Origin of the sequence: Serinicoccus sediminis, from assembly GCF_004153545.1 — a bacterium.
Lineage (GTDB): Bacteria > Actinomycetota > Actinomycetes > Actinomycetales > Dermatophilaceae > Ornithinicoccus > Ornithinicoccus sediminis_A.
In genome coordinates this window covers 41966-65717 of record NZ_SDVA01000008.1, presented here as the reverse complement: position 1 = coordinate 65717, position 23752 = coordinate 41966, and the positions used below count along the sequence as shown (strand labels likewise).

At 74.1% G+C, this 23752-nt stretch carries 21 protein-coding genes; 6 read left to right on the top strand and 15 right to left on the bottom strand.

The genetic code is table 11. From position 1 onward, the window contains the following. Positions 1-120: 120 nt before the first annotated feature. Together EUS26_RS09170 and EUS26_RS09165 are read right to left on the bottom strand one after the other, a co-directional pair. On the bottom strand, positions 121-1608 hold the full coding sequence (locus EUS26_RS09170; RefSeq protein WP_130013378.1) for an aldehyde dehydrogenase family protein: 1488 nt from the start codon (positions 1606-1608) through the stop codon (positions 121-123). A 69-nt stretch (positions 1609-1677) separates the two neighbouring features. After that, the gene (locus EUS26_RS09165; RefSeq protein ID WP_130013376.1) at positions 1678-2424 is read right to left on the bottom strand and encodes a DUF429 domain-containing protein; all 747 of its coding nucleotides are present in this window, start codon (positions 2422-2424) and stop codon (positions 1678-1680) included. 53 nt (positions 2425-2477) lie between these two features. On the opposite strand from EUS26_RS09165, the gene EUS26_RS09160 reads away from it, so the two are divergent. The 3 genes from EUS26_RS09160 to EUS26_RS09150 are packed head-to-tail and all read left to right on the top strand — an operon-like array spanning position 2478 to position 4664. After that, a complete protein-coding gene (locus EUS26_RS09160; protein ID WP_130013374.1) occupies positions 2478-2921 on the top strand; it encodes a type II 3-dehydroquinate dehydratase in 444 nt (147 codons plus the stop codon). A gap of 43 nt (positions 2922-2964) precedes the next feature. Beyond that, positions 2965-4512 (top strand): sodium-dependent transporter, encoded by a 1548-nt coding sequence (locus EUS26_RS09155; RefSeq protein ID WP_130013372.1) that lies wholly within the window; start codon positions 2965-2967, stop codon positions 4510-4512. Then, complete coding sequence (locus EUS26_RS09150; RefSeq protein ID WP_130013370.1) at positions 4509-4664, top strand: methionine/alanine import family NSS transporter small subunit; 156 nt, start codon at positions 4509-4511, stop codon at positions 4662-4664. The genes EUS26_RS09155 and EUS26_RS09150 overlap by 4 nt, the downstream gene beginning before the upstream one ends. Before the next feature lie 10 nt (positions 4665-4674). On the opposite strand, the gene EUS26_RS09145 is transcribed toward EUS26_RS09150, so the two are convergent. The 3 genes from EUS26_RS09145 to EUS26_RS09135 form a co-directional block, all read right to left on the bottom strand. After that, positions 4675-6228, bottom strand: a complete 1554-nt coding sequence (locus EUS26_RS09145) for a phytoene desaturase family protein (RefSeq protein ID WP_130013368.1) — start codon at positions 6226-6228, stop codon at positions 4675-4677. Between the two features lie 38 nt (positions 6229-6266). Continuing rightward, the gene (locus tag EUS26_RS09140) at positions 6267-8543 is read right to left on the bottom strand and encodes a DEAD/DEAH box helicase (protein ID WP_130013366.1); all 2277 of its coding nucleotides are present in this window, start codon (positions 8541-8543) and stop codon (positions 6267-6269) included. A gap of 226 nt (positions 8544-8769) precedes the next feature. Then, positions 8770-10881: a DNA gyrase/topoisomerase IV subunit B gene (locus tag EUS26_RS09135; protein WP_130013364.1), complete on the bottom strand. Its 2112-nt coding sequence runs from the start codon at positions 10879-10881 to the stop codon at positions 8770-8772. A 194-nt stretch (positions 10882-11075) separates the two neighbouring features. On the opposite strand from EUS26_RS09135, the gene EUS26_RS09130 reads away from it, so the two are divergent. Together EUS26_RS09130 and EUS26_RS09125 are read left to right on the top strand one after the other, a co-directional pair. After that, the gene (locus EUS26_RS09130; RefSeq protein ID WP_130013362.1) at positions 11076-11291 is read left to right on the top strand and encodes a DUF7455 domain-containing protein; all 216 of its coding nucleotides are present in this window, start codon (positions 11076-11078) and stop codon (positions 11289-11291) included. A gap of 93 nt (positions 11292-11384) precedes the next feature. Then, a complete protein-coding gene (locus tag EUS26_RS09125; RefSeq protein WP_130013360.1) occupies positions 11385-11873 on the top strand; it encodes a DUF456 domain-containing protein in 489 nt (162 codons plus the stop codon). A gap of 110 nt (positions 11874-11983) precedes the next feature. On the opposite strand, the gene EUS26_RS09120 is transcribed toward EUS26_RS09125, so the two are convergent. The 9 genes from EUS26_RS09120 to EUS26_RS09080 form a co-directional block, all read right to left on the bottom strand. Continuing rightward, positions 11984-12769 (bottom strand): class F sortase, encoded by a 786-nt coding sequence (locus EUS26_RS09120; protein WP_130013358.1) that lies wholly within the window; start codon positions 12767-12769, stop codon positions 11984-11986. Between the two features lies 1 nt (position 12770). Further along, on the bottom strand, positions 12771-13535 hold the full coding sequence (locus EUS26_RS09115; protein ID WP_130013356.1) for a CHRD domain-containing protein: 765 nt from the start codon (positions 13533-13535) through the stop codon (positions 12771-12773). A 127-nt stretch (positions 13536-13662) separates the two neighbouring features. Further along, positions 13663-14472 carry an anti-sigma factor gene (locus EUS26_RS09110; RefSeq protein WP_130013354.1) on the bottom strand — a complete coding sequence of 270 codons (810 nt, stop codon included), beginning with the start codon at positions 14470-14472 and terminating at the stop codon, positions 13663-13665. After that, positions 14473-15111 carry an ECF RNA polymerase sigma factor SigK gene (sigK, locus tag EUS26_RS09105; RefSeq protein ID WP_130013352.1) on the bottom strand — a complete coding sequence of 213 codons (639 nt, stop codon included), beginning with the start codon at positions 15109-15111 and terminating at the stop codon, positions 14473-14475. Next, positions 15081-15506 (bottom strand): DUF3040 domain-containing protein, encoded by a 426-nt coding sequence (locus EUS26_RS09100; protein ID WP_130013350.1) that lies wholly within the window; start codon positions 15504-15506, stop codon positions 15081-15083. The genes sigK and EUS26_RS09100 overlap by 31 nt, the downstream gene beginning before the upstream one ends. Positions 15507-15618: 112 nt before the next feature. Beyond that, positions 15619-16803: a DNA polymerase IV gene (gene dinB / locus EUS26_RS09095; protein ID WP_272947956.1), complete on the bottom strand. Its 1185-nt coding sequence runs from the start codon at positions 16801-16803 to the stop codon at positions 15619-15621. A 182-nt stretch (positions 16804-16985) separates the two neighbouring features. Continuing rightward, entirely contained in the window at positions 16986-21035 is a 4050-nt protein-coding gene (locus EUS26_RS09090; protein ID WP_272947955.1) for a DNA polymerase III subunit alpha, read from the bottom strand. A gap of 8 nt (positions 21036-21043) precedes the next feature. Next, positions 21044-21487, bottom strand: coding sequence for an SAV_6107 family HEPN domain-containing protein (locus tag EUS26_RS09085; RefSeq protein ID WP_130013348.1), 444 nt, complete (start codon positions 21485-21487; stop codon positions 21044-21046). Between the two features lie 76 nt (positions 21488-21563). After that, a complete protein-coding gene (locus EUS26_RS09080) occupies positions 21564-22061 on the bottom strand; it encodes a DUF6504 family protein (RefSeq protein WP_202865098.1) in 498 nt (165 codons plus the stop codon). A 269-nt stretch (positions 22062-22330) separates the two neighbouring features. Here EUS26_RS09080 and EUS26_RS09075 point away from each other — a divergent pair, with 269 nt between their 5' ends. Next, positions 22331-23413 (top strand): polyprenyl synthetase family protein, encoded by a 1083-nt coding sequence (locus tag EUS26_RS09075; protein ID WP_130013346.1) that lies wholly within the window; start codon positions 22331-22333, stop codon positions 23411-23413. Positions 23414-23437: 24 nt separating this feature from the next. Here the strand turns inward: EUS26_RS09075 and EUS26_RS09070 are convergent, their stop codons facing one another. Further along, entirely contained in the window at positions 23438-23743 is a 306-nt protein-coding gene (locus tag EUS26_RS09070; RefSeq protein WP_238148884.1) for an Rv2175c family DNA-binding protein, read from the bottom strand. Between the last annotated feature and the right edge of the window lie 9 nt (positions 23744-23752).

Sequence of the window (23752 nt, the reverse complement as noted above, 5' to 3'; positions counted from 1 at the left end):
TGGGGCGCTCCGCACCGCGTCGTGAGAGCGCTCTCACGTACTGTGCACGCCAGCGGAGCGGCTGTCAAGGTTCTGCTCGCGGTCGAGACGGCTCCGTGACCTGCCCCGTGGGAGGGAGGCTCAGGTGAGCCGCACGTTGATCTGCTGGATCTGGGTGAAGCCCTCGAGCATGCCCTCCAGGGAGAACTCCCGGCCCTGGCCGCTGGCCTTCATCCCGCCGTAGGACTGACCCACCTGCTGACCGCCCCCCTGGTTGACCTGCACCCACCCGGACTCGACCCGCTGGGCGGTGCGCAACGCCATACCGAGGTCATGGGCGAAGACGAACGCGGCCAGCCCGTAGTGGCTGTCGTTGGCCATGGCCACCACCTCGTCCTCGTCCCGCCAGGGGATGACCGACAGGACCGGGCCGAAGATCTCCTCCCGGGCGATCCGCCACCCGTTGTCGACCTGGCTGAGGATCATCGGGGCGTGGTAGAACCCGGGCTCGCCGACGGTCAGCGCGTCGCGCCCGTCGTAGGCCACCCGGATGCCGTCGGTGGCCAGCGCGTCGTCGACGTAGCCCTGAACCCGGTCCCACTGACGCTGGTTGATGATGCACCCGATGTCGGTGGCCTCCTCCCGCGGGTCGCCGACCCGCAGCCCGCGGACCCGGTCCACCAGCCGGTCGAGGAAGCTGTCGTGGACGGACTCGTGCAGGAACAGCCGGGACCCGGAGGTGCAGCTCTGCCCCTGGCGGGCGAAGCGGGTCGCCAGCAGCACCTGCTCGACCACCTCGTCGGTGTCGGAGTCGGGGAAGACGATGCACGGGCTCTTGCCACCCAGCTCGAGGCTGACGTGCGCCAGCCGCTCCCCCGCGGCGGCCGCCACGCCGGACCCGGTCGCGGTCGACCCGGTGAAGGACACCTTGTCCACCCCGCGGTGCTCCACGAGCGCCTGGCCGACCTCCGGGCCGTAGCCGGTGAGCACCCCCAGGACCCCCGGGGGCAGGTGCCGCTCGCAGACGCGCGCCAGCTCCAGGATCGTCGTGGGGGCGTCCTCGGCGGCCTTGAGGATCATCGCGTTGCCGCTGACCAGGGCCGCCGGCAGCTTGAAGGCGGCGATCATGAGCGGGCTGTTCCACGGCAGGATGCCGGCCACGACCCCGACCGGCACCCGACGGGTCAGCGAGAGGGCGTCGGTGCCGCTCGGCAGGGTGACCCCCTTGAGCTCGCCGGCGAGCCCGGCGAAGTAGCGGAAGGCGGAGGCCAGCAGCAGCGCCTCGGGACGCGCCTGGGTGCGCAGCGCGTTGCCGGTGTCCAGCGCGGTCAGCGCGGCGAGGTCCTCGACCGCGTCCTCCAGGTCGTCGGCGATCCGGAGCAGGGCGCGCTGCCGCTCGGTGAAGGGCAGTGCCGCCCAGCCCGGCTGCGCCCGCCGGGCCGCGGCCACGGCGCGGTCGACGTCCTCCGCTGCGGCCCGGGGCGTGGTCGCGATGACCCGGTGGCGGTCGATCGGGGTGATGACCTCCAGGGTCCGTCCGTCGGCGGCCTCGACCCACTCGCCGCCGACGAGCATCCGGTATGCCGTGGGCCGGCTCGCCTCGGCGGTGGGGACGGTGTGGGTGCTCATCTCGGCTCCTCGGTGGTGGTCCGGCGGTGGGTCTGCAGGGGTCGTGCTCGGTCTCTGGTCGGGCGGTGGTCAGACGTGGATGGCCGCGGGGATGCCGTCGGCGAACACCTCGGGCTCCTCGGGGAGGGTGAGCGCCCGGCCGTGGCGGACCCGGTGGGCGCTCCAGGCCGCGGCGCAGGCGTCGAGGAGGTCGTCCAGGCCCGCGCCCCGCGGCGGGGCGTCCGGGGCCTCGATGCCGACCGACGCGAGCGCGGCGCGCCGCTCGCGGGCACCCTCGGGGGTGCGCTTGCGCGTCGTGAGCGTCGCCCCGGTCATGAGGGCGAAGCTCGCCTCCGGATGCACCTCGTGGACCGGGCAGGGGGGCCCGGCCCGGACCCAGGCGTCCACCTCCAGGACGCTGGCGCGCAGGGCGTGCGCCTGCCGGGACAGGCCCATCCCGGCGCGCTCCCGGTTGCGGAGGTTGGCCACGGCGTAGTCGGCCTCCTCCAGCGCGGCCCGGGTCGGGGTGGTGAAGACCGAGGAGGCCTTGGCACCTCCCAGCAACCGGCGGGTCCGCACGTCCGCCTGCCGCCGGGTTCGGTCCGGCAGCCCGATGGGGATGTCCACGCCGACCACCGCGACGTCCTCGCCGAGCTGCAGCAGGAGCGCTACCGTCGGTGCCACGACCACCCGCGCCGGGCCCCGGCCCTGCGGCGGCAGGAACGCCCCGACCCAGCCGGCCCGGCACGCGTCCACGCCGACGACCCCGCGCGCCGGTCCGGGCGCCTGAGGACGGCTCGCGGGCCCGGCGGGGCTGCTGGGCTCTCCCGGGACCATGACGGCAGACTAGTTGCTCGGTGGCGGCGCGGTGGTGTGAGAGCGTAGGCCCCATGGCGCGGCGCATCGTCGTCCTCAACGGACCCAACCTCAACCTGCTCGGCACCCGCGAGCCGCACCTCTACGGCACCGCCACCCTCGCCGACCTCGAGGCACTGTGCGCCGAGCGGGCCGCCGCCCACGGGCTCGAGGTGACGTGCCGGCAGACGAACCACGAGGGCGAGCTGGTCACCGCGCTGCAGGAGGCCGGCGCCGACCCGGAGGTCGTCGGGGTGGTCCTCAACGCCGCCGCCTACACGCATACCTCGGTCGCGCTGCTGGACGCCGTCAAGGCCACCGGGGCGCGTGTCGTCGAGGTCCACCTGTCGAACCCGCACTCCCGCGAGCCGTTCCGGCACACCTCCTACATCTCCCCCGTGGCCGAGGCCGTCATCGCCGGTGCGGGGGTGCGCGGTTACGGCTACGCCGTGGACCACCTGGCCTCGACCGACGGCTGACGACCCGCCCGCACCACGACGACACCGACGACGAGGAGACGGCATGGCCGGAGGATCCGCCGCGGCGGCACCGGAACGTGAGACGTGGACCAGCTCGACCGGCTTCATCCTGGCGGCCGTCGGGTCGGCCGTCGGTCTCGGCAACATCTGGCGCTTCCCCGGGGTGGCGTACGAGAGCGGCGGCGGCGCCTTCCTCATCCCCTACCTCGTGGCGCTGCTGACCGCCGGCATCCCCATCCTCTTCCTGGACTACGCCATCGGGCACCGCTACCGCGGGGCGGCACCGCTGTCGTACCGTCGGATGGCCCGGCCGGCGGAGGCGCTCGGGTGGTTCCAGATCGTGCTCAGCTTCGTCATCGCGGTCTACTACGCGGCGGTCATCGCCTGGTCGCTCAGCTACTTCGTCTTCGCCTTCGACCTGCGCTGGGGCGAGGACACGGCCGTCTTCTTCACCGGGGAGTACCTGCAGGTGGGCGACCCGGAGGTCTCGACCACCCTGGTGCCCGGGGTGGCGGTGCCGCTCGTGCTCGTGTGGGTCGTCGTGCTGGCCATCATCGCCCTGGGGGTGAGCAGGGGGGTCCAGCGGGTCAACGTCGTCTTCATCCCGCTGCTCGTCGTGGCCTTCGTGGGTCTGGTGGCGCGGGCGCTGACCCTGCCGGGCGCCGCCGACGGGCTGAACGCCCTCTTCACCCCCGACTGGGCGGCGCTGGCCGACCCCGGCGTGTGGATCGCCGCCTACAGCCAGATCTTCTTCAGCCTGTCCATCGCCTTCGGCATCATGGTCACCTACGCGTCCTACCAGCGGCGCCGGGCCAACATGACCAGCTCGGGCCTCGTCGTCGCCTTCGCCAACTCCAGCTTCGAGATCCTCGCCGGCATCGGCGTCTTCGCGACCCTCGGCTTCCTCGCCCACCAGCAGGCGAGCACCGTGGACCAGCTCGAGGGCCTCTCCGGACCGATCCTGTCGTTCGTGACCTTCCCCGCGGTCATCAGCGAGATGCCCGGCGGCAACCTCTTCGGCGCCGTCTTCTTCGGTGCCCTCGTGCTGGCCGGCTTCACCTCGATCATCTCGATCCTGCTCGGGGTGGCGGCCTCGGTCTCGGAGAAGTTCGGCCTCGCGCACCGCACGGCCTCGATCGTCGTCTGCGGGGTGTGCGCGGTCATCTCGATCGGGCTGTTCTCCACCACCTCCGGCCTCATCGCGCTGGACACCGTCGACCAGTGGGCGAACAACGTGGGCATCGTCGTCTCGGCCATCGTCATGACGGTCCTGGTGGCGTGGGTCTTCCGCACCGCCCCCGTCCTGCGCGCCCACCTCAACCGGGTGTCCACCTTCCAGGTGGGCCGCGTGTGGTACGTCCTGGTCGGCGGTCTGGCGCCGGTGCTGCTGACCTACATGCTGGTCGAGCGGGTACGCACCCTGCTCACCGAGGGCTACGAGGGCTACCCGACGTGGTACCTCGCCCTCTTCGGCTGGGGCGCCATCGCCCTGGTCGTGGTGGGGGCGCTCATCCTGACCCTGGCGCCGTGGCGGGACCGCGACGACACCGACTTCCACGCCTGGCCCGAGCTCGAGGAGGAGCGGCGATGACGACGTCCGCGGTGCTGATGATGGTCGTCGCGATGCTCGTCGTCTGGGGCGGTCTGGTCGCGAGCATCCTCTTCTTGCGGGCACGCCCCGAGGTGGACGACGCGCGGCTCCCGGACCCGGACGGCGACGCGCCCGCGACGGACGGCCGTTGACCCGGGTGGTCTAGCCCTCGAGCAGGGCGCGGGCGGCGTGGTAGCCGCCGAGCCCGCTCACCCCGCCGCCGCGCCGTGACCCGGCACCGGCCAGCAGCACCCCGGGGTATGCCGTGTCCACGCCCCAGCGGCGGGCCGCCGTGTCGAGGGGTGCGTCGTCGTCGGCCCAGGGCCAGTCCAGCGGCGCGTGGAAGATGTTGCCGCCCGGCATCGCCAGGCTCTCCTGCAGGTCCCTCGTCGTGCGCGTCTCGATGCACGGGCGGCCGTCGGGACCGGTGAGGACGACGTCCTCGACCGGTTCGGCGAGCACCGAGGACAGCGAGTCCAGCACCCGGCGCTGGAGGTCGGACCGGGCGTCCTCGCCGCGCCCGTCGAGCAGCCGGTCGGGTGTCTGCAGGGTGAAGACCGTCATGGTGTGCGCCTGCGGGTGCTCTGCGCGCAGCCGCGGCGACAGGATGCTGGGGTCGGTCAGGGTGTGGCAGTAGATCTCGGCCGGGACCGGGTCCGGGAGCGTGCCCGCCTCCGCCGCGGCGTGGGCCTGCGACAGCTGGGTGTAGCTCTCGTTGACGTGCAGGGTCCCGCCGAAGGCCGCCTCCGGCGCGACCGCGGAGTCGCGCAGGCGGGGCAGCCGGGTCAGGAGCAGGTTGACCTTGACCTGGGCCCCCTCGACCCGGTCCCCCGGCACGCCACCGGCGACCTCGTCGAGCACGGCAGGGGCGGCCGCCCAGAGGACGTCCCGCGCCGTGGCGCGGTGGACGGTCCCGTCGTCGTCCTCCCAGGTCACGGCCCCCTCCTCCACGGCCGTCACCCGGGCCCCGGTGCGCAGCTGCGCCCCGGCCGAGCGGGCGGCCCGCTCCAGCTGGCCGGAGACCTCGCCCATCCCACCCACCGGGACGTCCCAGTCCCCGGTGCCGCCGCCCACGACGTGGTAGAGGAAGCAGATGTTGTGCCGCAGGTGCGCCGAGTGCGGGTGGGCGAAGGTGCTGATGAGGCCGTCGGTGAGCACGACGCCGCGCACGAGGTCGTCGGTGATGCTCGCCTCGATCACCTCGCCCAGGGGACGCTCGAGGAAGTCCCGGACCAGGCCGGGGTCGCCGATCCGACGGGCCATCTCGCGACGGCGGAGCAGCGGCGCGGTGACGGTCGGCCACACCGCCTGCGCCAGCTGCTCGACGCGCCGGTAGAAGCCCTCCCACCGGGGGGCGTCGGCGGCCGCGCCGACCGCCGCGAAGGACGCGGCGGTCGCCCTGGGGTCGCCGTGGTCGACCAGCAGGCCGGCCCGTGACCCCGGGAGCGGGGTGTAGGAGGAGTAGCGACGCCGCGCCAGCCGCAGCGACAGCGACAGGTCACGGGTGATCTCCCGCGGCAGCAGGCTCACCAGGTAGGAGTAGCGCGAGAGGCGGGCGCCCGTCCCGGGGAAGGCCTCGGCGGACACCGTCGCGCCACCGAGCTCCGGTGACCGTTCGAGCAGCAGCACCGACCGCCCGGCCCGGGCGAGGTATGCCGCGGCGGTGAGGCCGTTGTGACCACCACCGACCACCACGGCGTCGTGGGTGGACGTCATCACCCGATGGTAGCCGCGGTCGGTCGCGCGGCCACCCGTCAGTCGCGCGGCCTCCAGTCCGGTCGCCGGTCGTCCGAGCGCGGTCGACAGTCCGGGCGTCGGTCGCCCCCCTGCCGGGGACGACGTTCGCCCTGGGGTCCTCGCCGGTTGCCGGAGGGGCCACCCTGGCGTCGTCCACCGGGGCCACCGCGACCAGGTCCTCGCCCGGCAGGGCGCTTGGGTCGCATGACCTCGTCCAGCCGGCTCTGCGGCACCGGCTCGGCGTCGGGCACCGACCCGCCGGCGGTCTCGATGACGGCATGGTCCTCCGGGGCGACCGTCTGCGGGTCGGTCTCGACACCGGCGGCGTCCAGCATCCGGGAGACCTGACGCTTCTGGTGCGGCAGGGCCAGGGTCACGACGACCCCGTCCTCGCCGGCGCGGGCGGTGCGCCCGGACCGGTGCAGGTAGTCCTTGTGGTCGGCCGGCGGGTCGACCTGGAGGACCAGCGAGACGTCGTCGACGTGGATGCCTCGAGCGGCCACGTCGGTCGCCACGAGGACGGGGAGGGTCCCGGACTTGAAGGCGTCGAGCACCCTCGTCCGCTGGGCCTGGTTGAGCCCGCCGTGGAGCGCTGCCGCGAAGACGCCGGACTCGCGCAGCTGGAGGGCGACGCGGTCGGCGCCGAGCTTGGTGCGGCAGAAGACGACGGTCCGGCCGGGCCGGTTGGCGATGGCCGCGGTGATCGGCCGCTTGTGGTGCGGGTGCACCAGGAAGACGTGGTGGGCCATCGTCGTGACGCTCGCCCGCACGTCGTCCGTGGAGTGGGTCACCGGGTCCTTGAGGTACGTCTTCGCCACCTGGTCCACCCCGTGGTCCAGGGTGGCGGAGAACAGCAGCCGCTGGCCGTCGGTGGGCGTGAGGTCCAGGATCTGGCGGATCGCCTCGACGAAGCCCATCTCGGCCATGTGGTCGGCCTCGTCCAGGACCATCACCTCGACCTCGGACAGGTCGGCGGCGCTACGGTCGACGAGGTCGATGAGCCGGCCGGGGGTGGCCACGAGCACGTCGACACCCTTCTCCAGCGCCCGCAGCTGCGGGGTGTAGGACATCCCGCCGGCGACGAGGACGAACCTGCGGTCCACGGCCCGCATGAGCGGGGCCAGCGCGTCGACGATCTGCATCGCGAGCTCGCGGGTCGGGGTCATGATGACCGCGCGGGGCCGGTGCGGGACGGCCCGGGGCCGCCGGGCCAGCCGGTCCAGCAGCGGGAGCCCGAAGGCCATGGTCTTGCCCGACCCGGTCTGACCGCGGCCGAGCAGGTCGCGGCCGGCCATGGCGTCCGGGATGGTCGCAGCCTGGATGGGGAAGGGCGTGGTGATGCCGACGCGGGCCAGCGTCGCCACCAGCTGCTCGTGCAGCCCCAGCGGGGCGAAGCCGTTGTCCGCCTCGACGGCGGCGTCCGCGTCCTCGGCCCGCGCCACGAAGCGCCGCTCCTGGTATGCGGCGTCCGCCTCGTCCCGCTCGACCTCGGCCTCGGCGAAGGTGTCGTCCGGACGCGCCTGGTCCTCGCGCTGCCAGGGGCGCGAGCCGCGGCGGTCACCGCCACGGTCCTCCCAGCGAGCCCCACGACCCCGGTCGTCCCGACGGTCACCACCACGGTCCTCCCAACGGGCCCCACGACCCCGGTCGTCCCGACGGTCACCGCCACGGTCCTCCCAACGGGCCCCACGACCCCGGTCGTCCCGACGGTCACCGCCACGGTCCTCCCAGCGGTCCTGACGACCCCGGTCCTCCCGACGTCGCCCGGCGTCCCAGCTGCGCCCCTCGTGGTGCCCGCGACCGGGACGGCCCTCGCGCTCCTCGCGGTGGGAACGCCAGGTGCGCTCCTGGTAGCCCCGGCTCTCGCGCTCGGCCCGCTCCGGACGTCGGTACCCGCGGTCCTCCTGACGACCGGCGTAGGACCCGCCGCGACCACCGCGCTCGTCGCGGTCACGACGGGGACGGTCCTCCCAGGCACGCCCGCGGTCCTCGCGCTGGTCCGGCCGGGGCCCGCGCCCGACGGCCTCACGGCGAGGGCGGTCCTGACCGGACTCGCGGCGGTCGGCACGGTCACCACGACCCCGAGGGTCGCGCTCGTCCCGGTCGCGCCAGCGCTGCTTGTCGGACCCGCGGTCCTCGGCACCCCGCCCCGGCGTGGTGCGCCGGTCACCGCGGCCACCCTTGAGCTGTGCACGGGACTGCTTCTCCCTGGCCTGGCGGGCCACCTTCTTCTGGGCCGCGCTGTGGCGGGGCTTCTTCTTGCCGGACGCGCCGGCGCTGCTGGGCTTGGCCATATCGGCTACCTCTTCACAGGGGGTCGAGGTGGGTTCTCGCCTCGACGCCTGTGGCGTGACCGGACCTACCTCCAGGCGCTCGACGTGGCGCCCGATCGTCCCCCAGGGACGGATCGCCCTGAGGAGTCACCCGGGCGAGAGCCGCCGCGGGGAAGGACCAGTCTATCGCGCGCCGGGCCACCCGGGCGCCACGCCTCCCGGACCCGGGCGAGCGCGCCGGCCCGGGTCAGGCGTCGATGCGTTCGCGGTCCAGGTCGTGCGCGGACTCCACGATGAAGTCCTTGCGTGGCGCGACCGAGGACCCCATGAGCAGGTCGAAGACCTGGTCCGCGCGCTCGGCGTCCTTGAGGGTGATCTTGCGCAGGGTCCGGTGCCGCGGGTCCATGGTCGTCTCGGCGAGCTGGTCGGCGTCCATCTCACCCAGCCCCTTGTAGCGCTGCATCGGCTGCTTGACCACCCGCCCCCTCTTCTCCAGCCCGGCCACCGTGCGCCGCATCTCGGCCTCCGTGTAGGTGTAGAGGAACTCCCGCTCCCGGCCCTTGCCCCGGCCACCGCTCACCTCGATGCGGTGCAGCGGGGGCATGGCGGCGTAGACCCGGCCGGCGTCCACCAGGGGCCGCATGTAGCGGAAGAAGAGGGTCAGCAGGAGCGTGCGGATGTGCGCGCCGTCGACATCGGCGTCGGTCATGATGATGACCTTGCCGTAGCGCACCATGTCGAGGTCGAAGGACCGGCCCGAGCCCGCGCCGATGACCTGGATGATGGCGGCGCACTCGGCGTTGGACAGCATGTCCTGGACCGAGGCCTTCTGGACGTTGAGGATCTTGCCGCGGATCGGCAGCAGCGCCTGGTGGTCGCTGCTGCGGGCCAGCTTGGCCGTCCCGAGGGCGCTGTCCCCCTCCACGATGAACAGCTCCGTGCGCTCCGTGTCGTTGCTGCGGCAGTCGGCCAGCTTGGCCGGCAGGGAGGAGGACTCGAGGGCGTTCTTGCGGCGCTGCGTCTCCTTGTGCAGCCGCGCGGAGATGCGCGACTTCATCTCGGCGACGACCTTCTCGAGCAGCAGCGCGGCCTGGGCCTTGTCGCCGCGGTGCTTGCTGGCGAGCCGCTCGGTCAGCGCCTGCTCGACGGTCCGGGAGACGATGGAGCGCACGGCGCTCGTGCCGAGGACCTCCTTGGTCTGCCCCTCGAACTGGGGCTCGGGCAGGCGCACGGTGACGACGGCGGTCAACCCCGCCAGGATGTCGTCCTTGTCCACCTTGTCCCCGCCCACCTTCAGCTTGCGGGCGTTCACCTCCAGCTGCTTGCGGAAGACCTTGAGCAGCGCCTGCTCGAACCCGGCGACGTGGGTGCCGCCCTTCGGCGTGGTGATGATGTTGACGAAGCTGCGCAGGGTGGTGTCGTAGCCGGTGCCCCAGCGCAGGGCCACGTCGACCTCGCACTCCCGCTCGGTCTCCCGGGACACCATGTGCCCCAGCTCGTCGAGCATGGGCACCGTCTCGGTGAAGGTACCCGACCCCTGCAGCCGCCACACGTCGGTGACCGCCGGGTCGGGGGCGAGGTACTCGGCGTACTCCGCGATGCCGCCGGAGTAGGCGAACGACTCCTCGGTCGGGGCGTCCGCGCCGGGGGTACCGGGGAGCCGGCGCTCGTCCCGGACGACCATCGTTAGTCCGGGGACCAGGAAGGCGGTCTGCCGGGCGCGGGCGACGAGCTCGTCGTAGGCGAACTCGGCCTTGCGGAGGAAGATCTGCGGGTCGGCCCAGTAGCGCACCCGGGTGCCGGTCTGGCCGCGCCGCGCCTTGCCGACCACAGCGAGCTCGCTGCTGCGCTCGAACGGGTGGAACGCCGCCTCCGGGCCGGGCTCGGAGGCGGCGTCGTCGAAGGTGCCCGGCTCGCCCCGCCGGAAGCTCATGCCGTAGGTCTTGCCCGCGCGGTCGACCTCGACGTCCAGCCGGGCGGACAGGGCGTTGACCACGGAGGCGCCCACGCCGTGCAGGCCACCGGAGGCGGCGTAGGAGCCCCCGCCGAACTTGCCGCCGGCGTGGAGCTTGGTGAAGACCACCTCGACACCGGACAGACCCGTGCGCGGCTCGATGTCGACCGGGATGCCACGGGCGCGGTCGCGGACCTCGACCGACCCGTCCCGGTGCAGGATGACCTCGATCCGGTCCCCGTGCCCACCGAGCGCCTCGTCGACGGCGTTGTCGATGATCTCCCACAGGCAGTGCATCAGGCCGCGTGAATCGGTGGATCCGACATACATCCCCGGGCGCTTGCGCACGGCCTCGAGGCCTTCGAGCACCTGCAGGTGCCGGGCTGAGTAGTCCTGAGTGGTCACGTCCGCAGGCTAGCGCGCGGGCGTGACAGGCCAGGGGAGGCGCGGCACGGGAGGGCCGGTCCCAGCGCCACGGGCCGGTGCTTACGCGCAGAGCGAAACACCCGGTCGGACGGGCACAAAGACCGGCCCTCACGTCGTTGGCATGCTTGACTGGGTCGACCAACCGCCGGTTGGCCCAAGGAGAGGAGACCGCCGTGAACGCCACTCTGGCCCCCGAACTGACCACCTCCGACCGGTGCGACCGTTGCGGGGCGCAGGCCTACATCCGGGCCAGCCTCGGGGACGGTCTGCACCTGCTGTTCTGCGCCCACCACGGGCGCGAGCACCTCGACAAGCTGCGCGCGCAGGACGACGTCGCGATCCTGGACGAGACCCACCGGCTGGAGCAGCAGGAGACCCCCGCGGTCTGACCCGTCCACCCCGGACCGCTCCATCCCCGTCCGACGCCCGCCCCGGCACCAGCCGTGGGCGGGCGTCGTGCTGCATCAGGCAGAATCTGGCCCATGTCGCTCACCGAGGTGCTGGTCCTGGCCCTGATGCTCGTCGGGGTGGTCGGCATCGTCCTGCCGGTCCTCCCCGGGCTCCTCATCGTGCTCGCCGGGTCGCTGGTCTGGGCGCTCGAGGAGCGGACCACCCTGGGGTGGGTGGTCTTCGGGCTCTCGGCGCTGGTCTACCTGCTGGGGGTCGGCCTGCAGTGGGCCGTGCCCGGGCAGCGGATGCGTCGCGCCGGGGTCCGCACGTCGACCCTCGTCATCGGGGTCGTCTGCGCCCTGGTGCTCGGGGTGGTCATCCCCGTGGTGGGGCTGTTCGTCGGCTTCCCCCTGGGCATCTTCCTCGTGTCCCTGGTCCGCACCCGCGACCGTGGCGAGGCGCTGCGCGCCACGCGGCACGCGCTGCACGCGGTCGGTCTCAACATCCTCATCGAGCTGGGGACGGCGTTCGCCCTCATCGCCATGTTCGTCGTCGCCGCCGTGGTGCTCACCCCCTCGTGACCCACCTCGGTCCCCTGGTGCTCACCCCGTCGTGACCCTGAGGTCGGTTCCCCCGGTTCCCCCGGTGCCGGTCTCCCTGCGGACGGCACCGGGGGTGGTCAGGCGGGTCCTCAGCCCTCGACCATGCGGGCGTACACCACGGTGTTGTCCTCGTGGCTCTGCTCCGCCTCGTCGAACTCCCCGCCGCAGGTGATGAGCCGCAGCTCGGGGCTGTCGGTCGGGCCGTAGACGTCGACCGTCGGGAAGGCGTCCTTGGCGAACTGGTCCACCCGGTAGACCTCGAAGGTGACCGTGCGGCCGTCCTCGCGCTCGACCTCGGCCGTGTCCCCGGCCCGCAACGCCCCCAGGTCGAAGAACACGGACTCCACACCACCGGCACCGGTGACGTGACCCTCGATGACCGTCGGCCCGACCTCGCCCGGGGTGGGCGAGCCGTCGTACCAGGCGGCCTCGTCGTAGCGGTCGCCGCTCGGGACCTCCAGGGTGCCGTCCTCGGCCAGACCGAGGGGGTGCAGCGGGCTCACCACGTCGATCGACGGGATGCGCACCTCGACCGGCTCGGAGGGGTCGAGGGCGGCGACCTCCGGCTCGGCGGGCTGCTCCGTCTCCTGCCCGTCCTGGCCCTCGTCCTGCGCGGAGCTCCCGGGGGCCGAGGTGGCCGACTGCCCGTCGTCGGCAGGGTCGTCGGACCCCGCCTCGTCCGGCTGCTCGTCCTCCGGCCCGCCGGTGGCCTCGGTCGGCTCGGCCGCGGAGGTGGCCGCCGGGGGCGAGGGAGGATCGGGTCGCTGGGTGGCGACACCGACCGCGATGACCACGACACCGACGAGGACGGCCAGCACGGCCAGGGCCGTGAGGAGGACTCCCCGCCGGCCCTGGCCCGGCTGGTCCGTGCTCATGTCAGCTCTCCGCGCGCCGACGCTGGTTGAGCGCGAAGGCCCCCGCCCCTGCGGCGACCAGGAGCGCGCCACCGGCGATCAGCCCGGTGTTCTCCAGCCCGCCGGTGCTGCCACCACCGGTCGCGACGCCACCGCCCGGAGCGCTCATCTGGCCCTCCTGGAGGGCCCCGCAGAGGGCCGGGTCCGTGGCCTCCGACGGCAGGCTGTCGTCGAGGTCGGACATCTGCTCGCCGTCGTACTCGCCGGAGCCGTCGTGGTCCACCCCGTGGACGACGACGACGCCGTCGCCGTGGTGCAGGCCCTCGGCCACGTCCTGCGGCACCTCGAAGGTCCGCTCGTAGGTGTAGGTGCCGTCGGCCGGGAAGTTGGCCACGTCGAGGGCCGCGGCCTCAGAGGTGTCGGCGTCGTTGCCGGTCAGGGAGACCCGCACCTCGCCGTAGCTGTCGATGGCGTCGGTGGTCCGGATGGCCCCCTCGTAGCCGCTGCCCATCATCGACGGGTCGGGGCACTCCGCTGCACCACCGAGGTGGATGTGCTGGGCGTGCGGCGCGCCGTCCAGCAGACCCTGGACCTCGACCTTGATCCACACCTCGTTGCCGGTGACCTTGGCCCAGGCCTCCCCGCTGCCGCCGGAGTCGTTCAGCTCGTCCAGCGACGTCATCAGCTCGACGGTCTCGTTCTCGATGTCGTGGGCCGTGGCCGGGGCGGCACTCACCGCGAGGATCGCGGGTGCGGCCAGGGCGGCCAGTGCGGTGGTGACCTTCATGGATCTCACTCCTTGGTGTCCGGCGCCGCAGCCGGGTGCCGCGGCGTCGTGGAACACCAGGGGTTCGACGCCGCACCGGGTCCGGATTGCAGGTGTGACCCACGTCACGGCTGCGGTATGCCGCCGCTCAGGTCAGCGGCACCACGACGAACGGCTCACTGGTGGGCTGGTCGGAGCCGCCCTCCGGCTCCACCGTGAGACCGACGGCGACGGCGTCCTGGGGCGCGCCCTCGAGCAGGGTCTCCCCCTGGGCGACCGTCTCCGCGTCGATGAGGCCGGCGGACCGGGCGGACCCGTCCGGGCCGACGAACCAGGCCTGGTAGACCTGCCCGGCCTGCGGGGCGGCGAAGCCACCGGGCAGCTGGACCACGGCCTGTCCGACGGCGCCGGACACGGTGACGGCGACCGGGCCGGTCTCGGTGTCCGCGGTGTGCTCGGACGCGTCGTCGGCCCTGAGCACCTCCTGGGTGGGATCGGGGTCCAGCGTCTGCGACACGCCCCAGATCCCGCCGGCGAGGACCACCGCGGCCGCCGCCGCCCCGAGCCAGCGACCTACGTGCGGCATACGTCCGGCACGGTCCCGGGACGCGGCGCGCCGCGAGTCCAGCGAGGTCACACCGGAGCCCGAGCTGGGTCGGGCCTCGGTCCGGGGCGACCGCTCGCCCTGACCGCCCGCCTCGGCCGCCACCCGGTCGAGCACCTGCGCGCGGAGCCCCGGTGGCGGGTCCACCGCCAGGTCGTCGCTGAGCACGCCCACCGCGTCCTGGGTCTCGGCGACCTCGGCTCGGCAGGACGCACAGTCGGCCAGGTGGGCCTCGAACTCGTGTCGTTCGTCGTCGTCGAGGGCGTCGATGGCGTACGCGAAGGCGGCCCCGTGCAGGTCCTCGTGGTGTCCGTCACCGGAGACGTCGTGGTCACGCACGTCGTCCTCACCCATTCAGCTCACCTCCTCCAGCTGTCCGCGCAGCTTCTTCAACCCGTCTCTGATCCGCGTCTTAGCGGTGCCGAGCGGTATGCCGAGCCGGTGCGCGACCTCGCTCTGCGTCAGCCCGGAGAAGTACGCCAAGGCCACCGTCGTGCGGTGCGGCTCACCGATCCGGTCCAGCGCTGCGTGGACGCGTTCCGCCTCGGCCCGGTCGGTCACCTCCTCGGCGGTGACGTCGTAGGGCCTCGTCGTCTGCCGGGATTCGTAGCGGTGCAGCCGATCGGATTGCGCCTGCTCGGATCTGACCCGGTCGACCGCGCGCCGGTGGGTCAGGGTCATGATCCAGCCGATGGCCGAGCCGCGCCGCGGGTCGACCTCGGCGGCCTGCCGCCAGATCTGGACGAAGACGTCCTGGGTGACCTCCTCGGCGATCGACCGGTCCCGGACGATGCGCAGGGCCAGCCCGAAGATGCGGGGGGACACCTGGTCGTACAGGTCGGCCAGGGCGCGCTGGTCACCGTCGGCGATACGGGCGATCAGCGGGAAGATCTCGCGGCGGTCCGCGTCGGGAAGGTCGACGACCCGGGCTGGGCCCGGGTCGCGGTCGGCGGCGTCGGGACTCAGGGACCCTGCTCCCGCCGCCGGTCCCACTGCTGCTCCATCCGCTGCATGAAGGTGCCGGTGCGGGGGTTCTTGCGCGCGCCGCCGCTGGGCTTGCGCACCGCCCCGTCCTTGCCGACGACGGTGAGCTGACCGGCGCGCCCGGAACCGGAACGGGTCGGGGAGGCGGCCCAGGCGCCGCCGAGGACCATGGCGAGGAAGCCGATCACCCCGATCCAGATCATCGAGGACATGACGCCCACGACCACCAGCCCGAGGCCGCCCAGGGCGACGAGCACCCCGAGCACGAGACGCCGCCGGTCCAGACCGGCGGCCCCCCCGCTGCTGGCGGACCGCTTGAGCTGGCTGGCGAGCCGGGGGTCCTCGGCGTAGAGGGCCTGCTCCATCTGCTCGAGCACACGCTGCTCGTGGTCTGAGAGCGGCACGTTCACCTCCGGTGGTGCGGATGGGGGTCGGCGACCTGCGACACGGGGCCGACGCCACGTCGTTGAGTTCCAGGATAAGACGTCAACGGACGGAGCACTACCCGGAGTTCCGTCACGGCTGCCGGGAGAGCAGACTGGCTGGTCGCACCGCCTGGCGGCCGAACCTGGCGACGGCTCGGTCCACCGCCCGCTCCGCGTCGCGCCAGCCGCGCTCCGGTTCGTCGAGCCGGCCCTGGACGAGGGTCCGGTCCGCCTCGGTGATGCCCTCGACCCGGACCCCCAGCATGCGGATGCGGGCGCGCTGCAGCCCCAGCGCGGCATACAGCGAGCAGGAGACCGCGTGCACCTCGCGGGTGACGTCGGTCGGGCTCGCCACGGTGCGTGAGCGGGTGATCGTGGTGAAGTCGGAGAACCGCACGGTCAGCACCACGGTGCGTCCGAGCACCCCCCCGTGCCGCATGCGGCTCGCGGTGCGCTCCGCGAGGTGCAGCAGCTGGCGACGGATGACCTGGGGGTCGTCGACGTCGTGCGAGAACGTCTCGGAGGACCCCACGCTGCGCTCCCGGCGGTGGGCCACGACCGGGTCGTCGTCGGTGCCCCACGCCAGGGCGTGCAACCGGGCGGCGGACTGCTCCCCCAGGGCCCGTCGCAGCGTGGCCAGCGGCACGTGCGCCAGCTCGGCGACCGTGTGCAGCCCCAGCCGGTGCAGCTCGGCCTCGGTGGACTCCCCCACCCCCCACAGGGCCCCCACCGGCATGGGGTGCAGGAAGGGGACGACCTCGTCCCGGGTGACCAGGCGCATACCGTCCGGCTTGGCCGCGCGGGACGCCATCTTGGCGACGGCCTTGGACGGGGCGCCGCCGACCGAGCAGGTGATCCCCTGCTCGTCGGCGACGGTGTCCCTGATCCAGCTGCCGACGCGTTCCGGGCCGCCCCACCGCCGGCCCGTGGAGGAGAGGTCGAGGAAGGCCTCCTCCATCGAGACCGGCTCGACCTGGGGGGTGACCTCGGCGAAGACCGCCATCACCGCGTCGGAGACCCGGGAGTAGCGCTCGGGCTCCGGCCGGACCACCACGAGCGACGGGCACCTGCGGCGGGCGGTGGCCATCGGCATGCCGGAGCGCACGCCGTAGGCCCGGGCCTCGTAGCTGGTCGACAGCACCACGCTGCGCCAGCCCCCGCCCACCGCCACCGGTCGTCCGTGCAGGTCGGGGCGGTCCAGGAGCGAGACCGCGACGTAGAAGGCGTCCATGTCGACGTGGAGCACCCAGCCTCGACCGGCGTCACCGGTCGTCACCGGGCCGGGCCGTGCTCGCGGGGCAGGGGCGTCCTGCCGACCCGGAGCACCGGGGACCGCGGGGGCTGCCGCCGGGGCCGGAACCGTGACGGGGACCGTAGCCGTCGCGGGCGCCGGAGCCGTGGCGGGGACCGTAGCTGTCGCGGGCGCCGGGGCCGTCACAGGGGCCGGCGCCGTGACGGTCACCATCCGGAGCTCCCGGGGCTGGAGTGCCACAGCTTGCCCCCGGGCTGCCTGGTCGCCTCGCCGGCCGGGGCGATGTCGGCGTAGGGCGACTGCACGAAGCCCGAGGCGTGGACCAGCACGCGCCGCCCGGGCGGCGCCCCGGCCGTCGAGGACGCCTCCCGGGACACGGCCTCGGCCTCCTGCGCGAGCAGCTGCGCCTGCTGCACGGACTGCTCCATGAGCGTCCGGGCCGCCGCCGGCCCGCCGTGCTCCCAGGCCTGTGCCACCTCGCCCAGCTCCCAGGCGGCGGTGGCCCGGATCGAGATCCCGCGGGGGCCGGTGCGGCGCACGACCCCGCGCACCAGGAGCAGCCAGGAGTGGAACACCGTGGTCGCGAACGGTCCCTGGACGTCCTCGAAGAACGTCGCGTCGGCCGGCCCGCTGCCGTCCTCGAGGGTGAGGAAGACGACCCGCCTCCCGGACCGCACCGGCGGGGTCTGGGTGGCGACCTTGGCCCCGGCGACCAGCACCTCGGCGCCACCCCGGTAGGAGAGCAGGTCGCGCGCCCGGGTGACCCCCAGCTCGGCCAGCATGGGCCCGAACCCCTCGACCACGTGGCTGCTGACGTCCAGCCCGAGCACCTCCAGCTCGGCCCTGAGCTGCTCGGACGGGCTCATCTCCGGCAGCCCGCTGCCGACCAGCGGTGCCGGGTCGTCACCGAGCTCGAGGGTCAGCTGGGCGGGCGCGGCGGCACCGTCACCACGCCACGAGCGGCGACCCGCCGCCTGGCTCTCCGCCCGCGCGGCGACCTCCCCCGCCTCGACCACCGGCGCCGGGCGACGGCGTCCGCCCCGGGCGCTCCCCTGCGACCCGCCCGCGTGCCTGGACCAGCGCTCCAGGTCGCGGACGTGGAGCATCAGGTCACGACGGGTCAGCCCGGCACGCCGACCGCCCCCGGCGGTCCGGCGGCCACCCCCGTCGCCACCGGCCCGCGGGCTGCACCGACCCACCCGGTGCAGCTCGTCGAGCCCCCCGGCCAGCACCAGCCGCTCGGCGGTGGGCCGGCTGGGTCGGGCCCGGTGCCACAGGTCGGACAGGGAGTCATAGGGCTGCCCCGCGACGATCCGGCCGACCTCGTCCTCGGTGATGCCCTTGACGTCGGCCAGGGACAACCGGATGCCGTAACCGCCGGCCCGCCGCTCGACCGCGGCCATGACCGCGTCCACGTGGTCCGGTGGGCGGCGCAGCGTGCCCCGGGCCCCGACGGCGCAGGAGGCGTCGGGCGAGGACGGCCCACCCCAGCCGGGAGCCCCCTGCCCCGCCGTCGGCGCCACCCGCTCGACCCGGTAGGTCGCCCGGGAGGCGTTGACGTCGAGCCCGAGCACGTGGACGCCCATGCTCCTGGCCTCGTCCAGGATGAGCCGCTTGGGATACATCCCGGGGTCGTGGGTCAGGACGCCGGCGAGGAAGGCGGCCGTGTGGTGGGTCTTGAGCCAGGCCGACTGGTAGGTCGGGAGGGCGAAGGCGGCCGCGTGCGCCTTGCAGAAGCCGAACGAGGCGAAGGCGGCCAGGACCTCCCAGATCCGGTCCACCTCGTCGGCGCGGTAGCCCCGGGCGGTCGCCGCGGCACGCCACCACACCTCCACCTCCTCCTGCCCGACAGGGCTGCCCATGGCCCGACGCACCTCGTCGGCCTGGGCCAGCGAGACCCCCGTGGTCTCGGCGACGATCTGCAGCACCTGCTCGTGGAAGACCACGACCCCGCAGGTCTGCTCGAGGTAGGGGATGAGGCTGGGGTGGAGGTACTCCGGTTCGCCCCAGCCCTGGCGGGCGTGGAGGAACGGGCGGATCATGTCGGACTTCACCGGGCCGGGCCGGAAGAGGGAGATGTCGATGATGATGTCGGAGAAGGTCTCCGGGGCGAACTTGCCCACCAGCTCGCGCTGACCCGGGGACTCGATCTGGAAGCACCCGAGGGTGCGGGTGGACTGGACCAGGGCGAAGGTGTCCGGGTCGTCGAGCGGCACCTGGGCCCGGTCGTCCAGGTCGATGCTGGTGCCGTCGACCCGCGCGACCTCCTCGACGGCGTGCGCCATCGCCGACTGCATCCGGATCCCCAGCACGTCGAGCTTGAGCAGCCCCAGCTCCTCCACGTCGTCCTTGTCGAACTGGCTCATGGGGAAGCCCAGCCAGCTCGCCTCGACCGGCGTCCGGTCGAGCAGCCCGGTGTCGGACAGGACCACCCCGCACGGGTGCATCGCGATGTGCCGCGGCAGTCCGTCGAGCGACTCCACCAGCTCCATGAGGACGCGCATCCGGGGCGCGTCCAGGCCCTGACGCCGCAGTTCGGGGAGGTCCCGGATCGCGGCGCGGGCGTCGCGGGCCCGGATGTGGGGGAAGGCCTTGGCGATGACGTCGATCTCCCCGGGGGGAAGGCCCAGCGTCGCCGCGACGTCGCGCACGGCGTGCCGTACGCGATAGGTCTCGGTCATCGACACGCAGGTCACCCGCTCGGACCCGAAGCGCTCGAGGATGCGCTCGTAGATCTCGGTGCGTCGGGCCGACTCGACGTCGATGTCGATGTCCGGCAGCTGGGCCCGCAGCGGGGAGCAGAACCGCTCCATGAGCAGGCCGTGCTCCATCGGGTCCACCCCGCTGATGCCGAGCAGGTAGGCCACCAGGCTCCCCGCCCCGGAGCCGCGCGCCGCGACCCGCACCCCCTGCTCCCGGACCAGGTCGCAGACCTGGGCGACGGTGAGGAAGTAGGTCGGGTACCCCAGCCCGGCGATCACCCCCAGCTCCTGCTCGAGCCGGTCGCGGACCTGCTGCTCGAACGCCCTCCCGGCAGCCGGGTAGCGCCCGCCGACGGCCTGGGTGCAGCGCTCGGTGAGGACCTGGTGGGCCTGCCCCACCCCGTGGACGCCGAGCACCTCGGGCTCCGGCAGGTGGACGCCCCCGATCCCGAGGTCGGACCGGGCGTCCTGGTGGCAGTCGGCGGCCAGCTGCAGGGTGTCGCGCACGAGCTCGTCCGCGCGGGCACCGGGCCCGGCCGCACGCTCCAGCTGACGGGCCAGCCCGTGCATGACGGCGGTCCCCGCCAGGTGGCCGGCACCGCTCACCCGGTCGAGATGGCGCTCGTCGAGCGCGACCCGGCGCCGGGCGGCGTCGAGGACGTCGACGACCCGCGCCTGCTCCGGGTGGACGTGCCGGACCGCCGCGGTGAGCACGGCAGGCACCCCGACCTCCCGGGCCAGCGCCCAGGACGCCGTCGCGTGGGCGAGGCTCCCCGGTGTCCCCTCGGGGCCACCGTGGCAGACCACCTCGACCCGCACGGCCCCGGCCGGGAGCATCCTCGTCCAGGCCTGGAGCAGCCGCCGGGCCAGGTCGCGACGGCGGGCCAGCAGCGCCCTGCCGACGTCGGAGTCCGGGCCCAGCAGCAGGACGACCGGGGAGACCCCGGCGGTCCCGGTCGCGGCCCGGGCGATGAGCTCGGGGGTGACCCGTGGCACCGACCGCTCGCCCGAGAGATGGGTGTGCGTCACCAGGCGGCACAACCGGGCCCACCCCACCCCCGCCTCGGCACCGCCACGCTGCCCACGCGCCAGCAGCACCACCCGGGGCTGCTGGTCGTCGACGAGGGCGCCCCCCTTGACCGGGGTCCGCGGGCCACGCCGGGCCGGCCGGACGTCCAGGCCCTCTCCCCAGCCCTGGCCGGGCGCCACCCGGTCCGGCACCTGGGGAGCCGTCGGCCGCAGCCCGGTGACGAACGGGGTCGGCGCCGGGCCGGGCGCCTCCGGCCCGGCACCCGGCCCGGAGGGGGAGCCCGCCAGGGCGAGGTCCACCCCCAGCACCGGGGCGATCCCCGCCTCGGTGCAGGCGCGGACGAAGCGCACCGCGCCGTAGAGACCGTCGCGGTCGGTCAGGGCCAGCGCGGACTGGCCCAGCTCGGCCGCGCGGCGCACCAGGTCGGCCGGGTGGGAGGCGCCGTAGCGCATGGAGGCGCTGGAGGCGACGTGCAGGTGGACGAAGTCGTCACTCCCTGCTGCCGTGGTCGGCCCCGTCGGCACGGCCGCCCTCACCCGTGGCCCAGCGGGGCGAGCTCGGCGTGCAGGGAGGTCTCGCACGGCAGGTGCAGCGCCGCCCGCACCAGCTCGAGGAAGTGCTCCCCCGCCCGCACCATGTCGTCGGCCTCCCGTGTCGTCACGGTGGCGCTGGACGCACCCCGCTCCAGGGCCACCCGGCGACGGCCGGACGCGGCGAAGAACGCGGCCCACTCGGTCAGCTCGGGAGCGACCGACGGAAGCATCTCCCAGACGCTGCGGGGGCGGCTGCGCCGCCCGGGGGCAGGCGTCGTGCGCGCCGCCAGCAACGCGGCCCCGGCGCGCAGCGCGGACAGGTGGGCCTGGGTGTAGCGCTCCGCCGCCGTCCCGCTGTGGCAGGCCTGCAGCAGCACACCGCGCGAACGATCCAGCAGGTCCAGCACCGCGCCTGCGGTGGCCCCGGTCTCGGTGGTCGTCATCTCGTCGTTCCTCTCGTGGTCCTCATGGCCTGCTCCGGCGCCTCGGTCAGCACCCGCCGGGGTGCGGTGCGGGTGGTCAGTCGGCGACCCGTTCCAGCCACCACCGCTCGCCCTGGACGAGGTCGTAGACCCCCGTCCCCGCGAGACGCCCCGGCCCGGCCTCGACCCGCCAGACGACCCGCTCCAGCTCCTCCTGGCCCGGTCCGTCGCCGAGGTCGGACCCGTCGCCGAGCTCGGACCCGTCGCCGAGCTCGGACCGGTCACGACCGGTCGTCATGGGGCCTCCCCGGTCCTCGGGTCGCCACCACGCCACGCGCAGGCTCCACTGCCCCAGGACCGCCTGCACGAGGTGCAGCCGCCCCCGCCAGAGGAAGACGGCGGGGACCTGCGGGTCCTCGGACACGAGCGCCCCCGTGCCCTCGGACAGCCCGGCCACGCCCGCGGGCAGCGCGGTCTCGACCCGCACGCCGTGCTCCGCCGCCCTCCCCAGCCTCACCTCGACCGGTTCGTGATAGCTCCTGCTCATGAGCTGCACCTCCTCCATGACGGCCTGTCCGCAGACAGCCAGGTCCATCGAACTCGTGTTCGACACCGTGATGGAACAAATGTACGACCAGCCACCGACGGACTCAACCCCTCCCGTCCCGGGCGACCGCCGCCGGCTGTGGACAACTCCCGCGGGGCCGGCGCCCCGCCCGCGACCATGGGACACGGCCCGGGCCGCAGGAGGGGGCGGCCCGGGCCGGACGCCGCAGCGGATAGGCTCGGGCCGGGCCGCCCCGCCAGGACGCACCGACCGTCCGGCACCCGCAGCAGGCCCGTCGAGGGACGAGAGGATCCGTGATGCAGGCCCTGGACCGCGTGGACCTGCGCCCCCGCGTGCAGCAGGCTCTGGACGAGCAGCTCGCCCGGCAGCGCGCCGTCCTGGACGAGCTGGGGCCGCCCATGGCACCGCTGCTCGAGGCGATCGCCGACCTGCTCAACGGCGGCAAGCGGTTGCGGGCCACCTTCCTCTACTGGGGCTGGCGCGCCCTGGGCGGGCCGGACGACCCGGCCGCGGTGCGTGCGGCGAGCGCGATGGAGGTCTTCCAGGCCGCCGCCCTGCTGCACGACGACGTCATGGACCACAGCGACCTGCGGCGCGGGCACCCCACCGCCCACCGTCGCTTCGCCCGGCACCACCGGGAGCAGGGGTGGTCCGGCGACCCGGACTCCTTCGGCCACGCCGCCGCGATCCTCGCCGGGGACCTCTGCCTCAACTGGACCGACGAGGTCTTCACCACCAGCGGCCTGCCCCAGGAGGCCCTGCAGCGGGCGCGCCCCGAGTTCGACCGGATGCGCACCCAGCTCATGGGTGGCCAGTTCCTCGACATGCTCGAGGGCGCCCGCGGCTGGGGCGGCCTCGACCTCGAGCAGCGCCTGGAGCGGTGCCTCACGGTCATCCGCTACAAGAGCGCGCGCTACTCGGTGCAGCAGCCCCTGCTCATCGGCGCGGACGCGGCGCGGGTCGGACCGCGGACCCGGCCTGCCCTGGGCCGCTACGGCGCCGCCCTCGGCGAGGCCTTCCAGCTGCGCGACGACGTCCTCGGCGTCTTCGGCGACCCCTCTCAGACCGGCAAGCCGGCCGGGGACGACCTGCGCGAGGGCAAGCACACCGTGCTCATCGCCCACGCCCTCGCCCAGGCCGGCCCCGCTGGAGCGGCGCTCGTCGAGGAGGCCCTGGGCGACCCGGACCTCGACGAGGACGCGGTCGAGCGGGTGCGCGAGGTCCTCGTGGGCTCCGGCGCCCTCGAGCGGACCGAGCAGATGGTCGGCCGTGGCGCGGAGCGGGCCCTCGAGGAGCTCGGGGGCACGCCCGACCTCACCGCGGAGGGACGAGAGGCCCTGACCGAGCTCGTGGCGGTCTGCACCGACCGCTCCACGTAGGGCGGGGCGCGCCCGCCGGGCAGGTCAGAAGGCCTGCTCCTGCGCCCGGCGGCGCACCTCGGTCTTGGCCCCGGAGTGCAACGAGGCCAGGGCGCTTCCGCCCGGCAGCGACTCGTCCGGGGCGTGCAGCCAGGCGATGATCTCCTCGTCGCTCTGCCCACCGTCGGCGAGCACGGTGATGGTGCCCCGTAACGACGGCAGCGGGCCGTCGTCCACGAAGAACCCGGCCGGGACCATGAGGACCGCGTCGGGGCCGCGCCGCCGGCCGACCACATCACGTTCCTGGACCCACCGGCGCGCCTCCTGCAGGCTCGCCCCGGTGCGTTCCATGACGTCGGG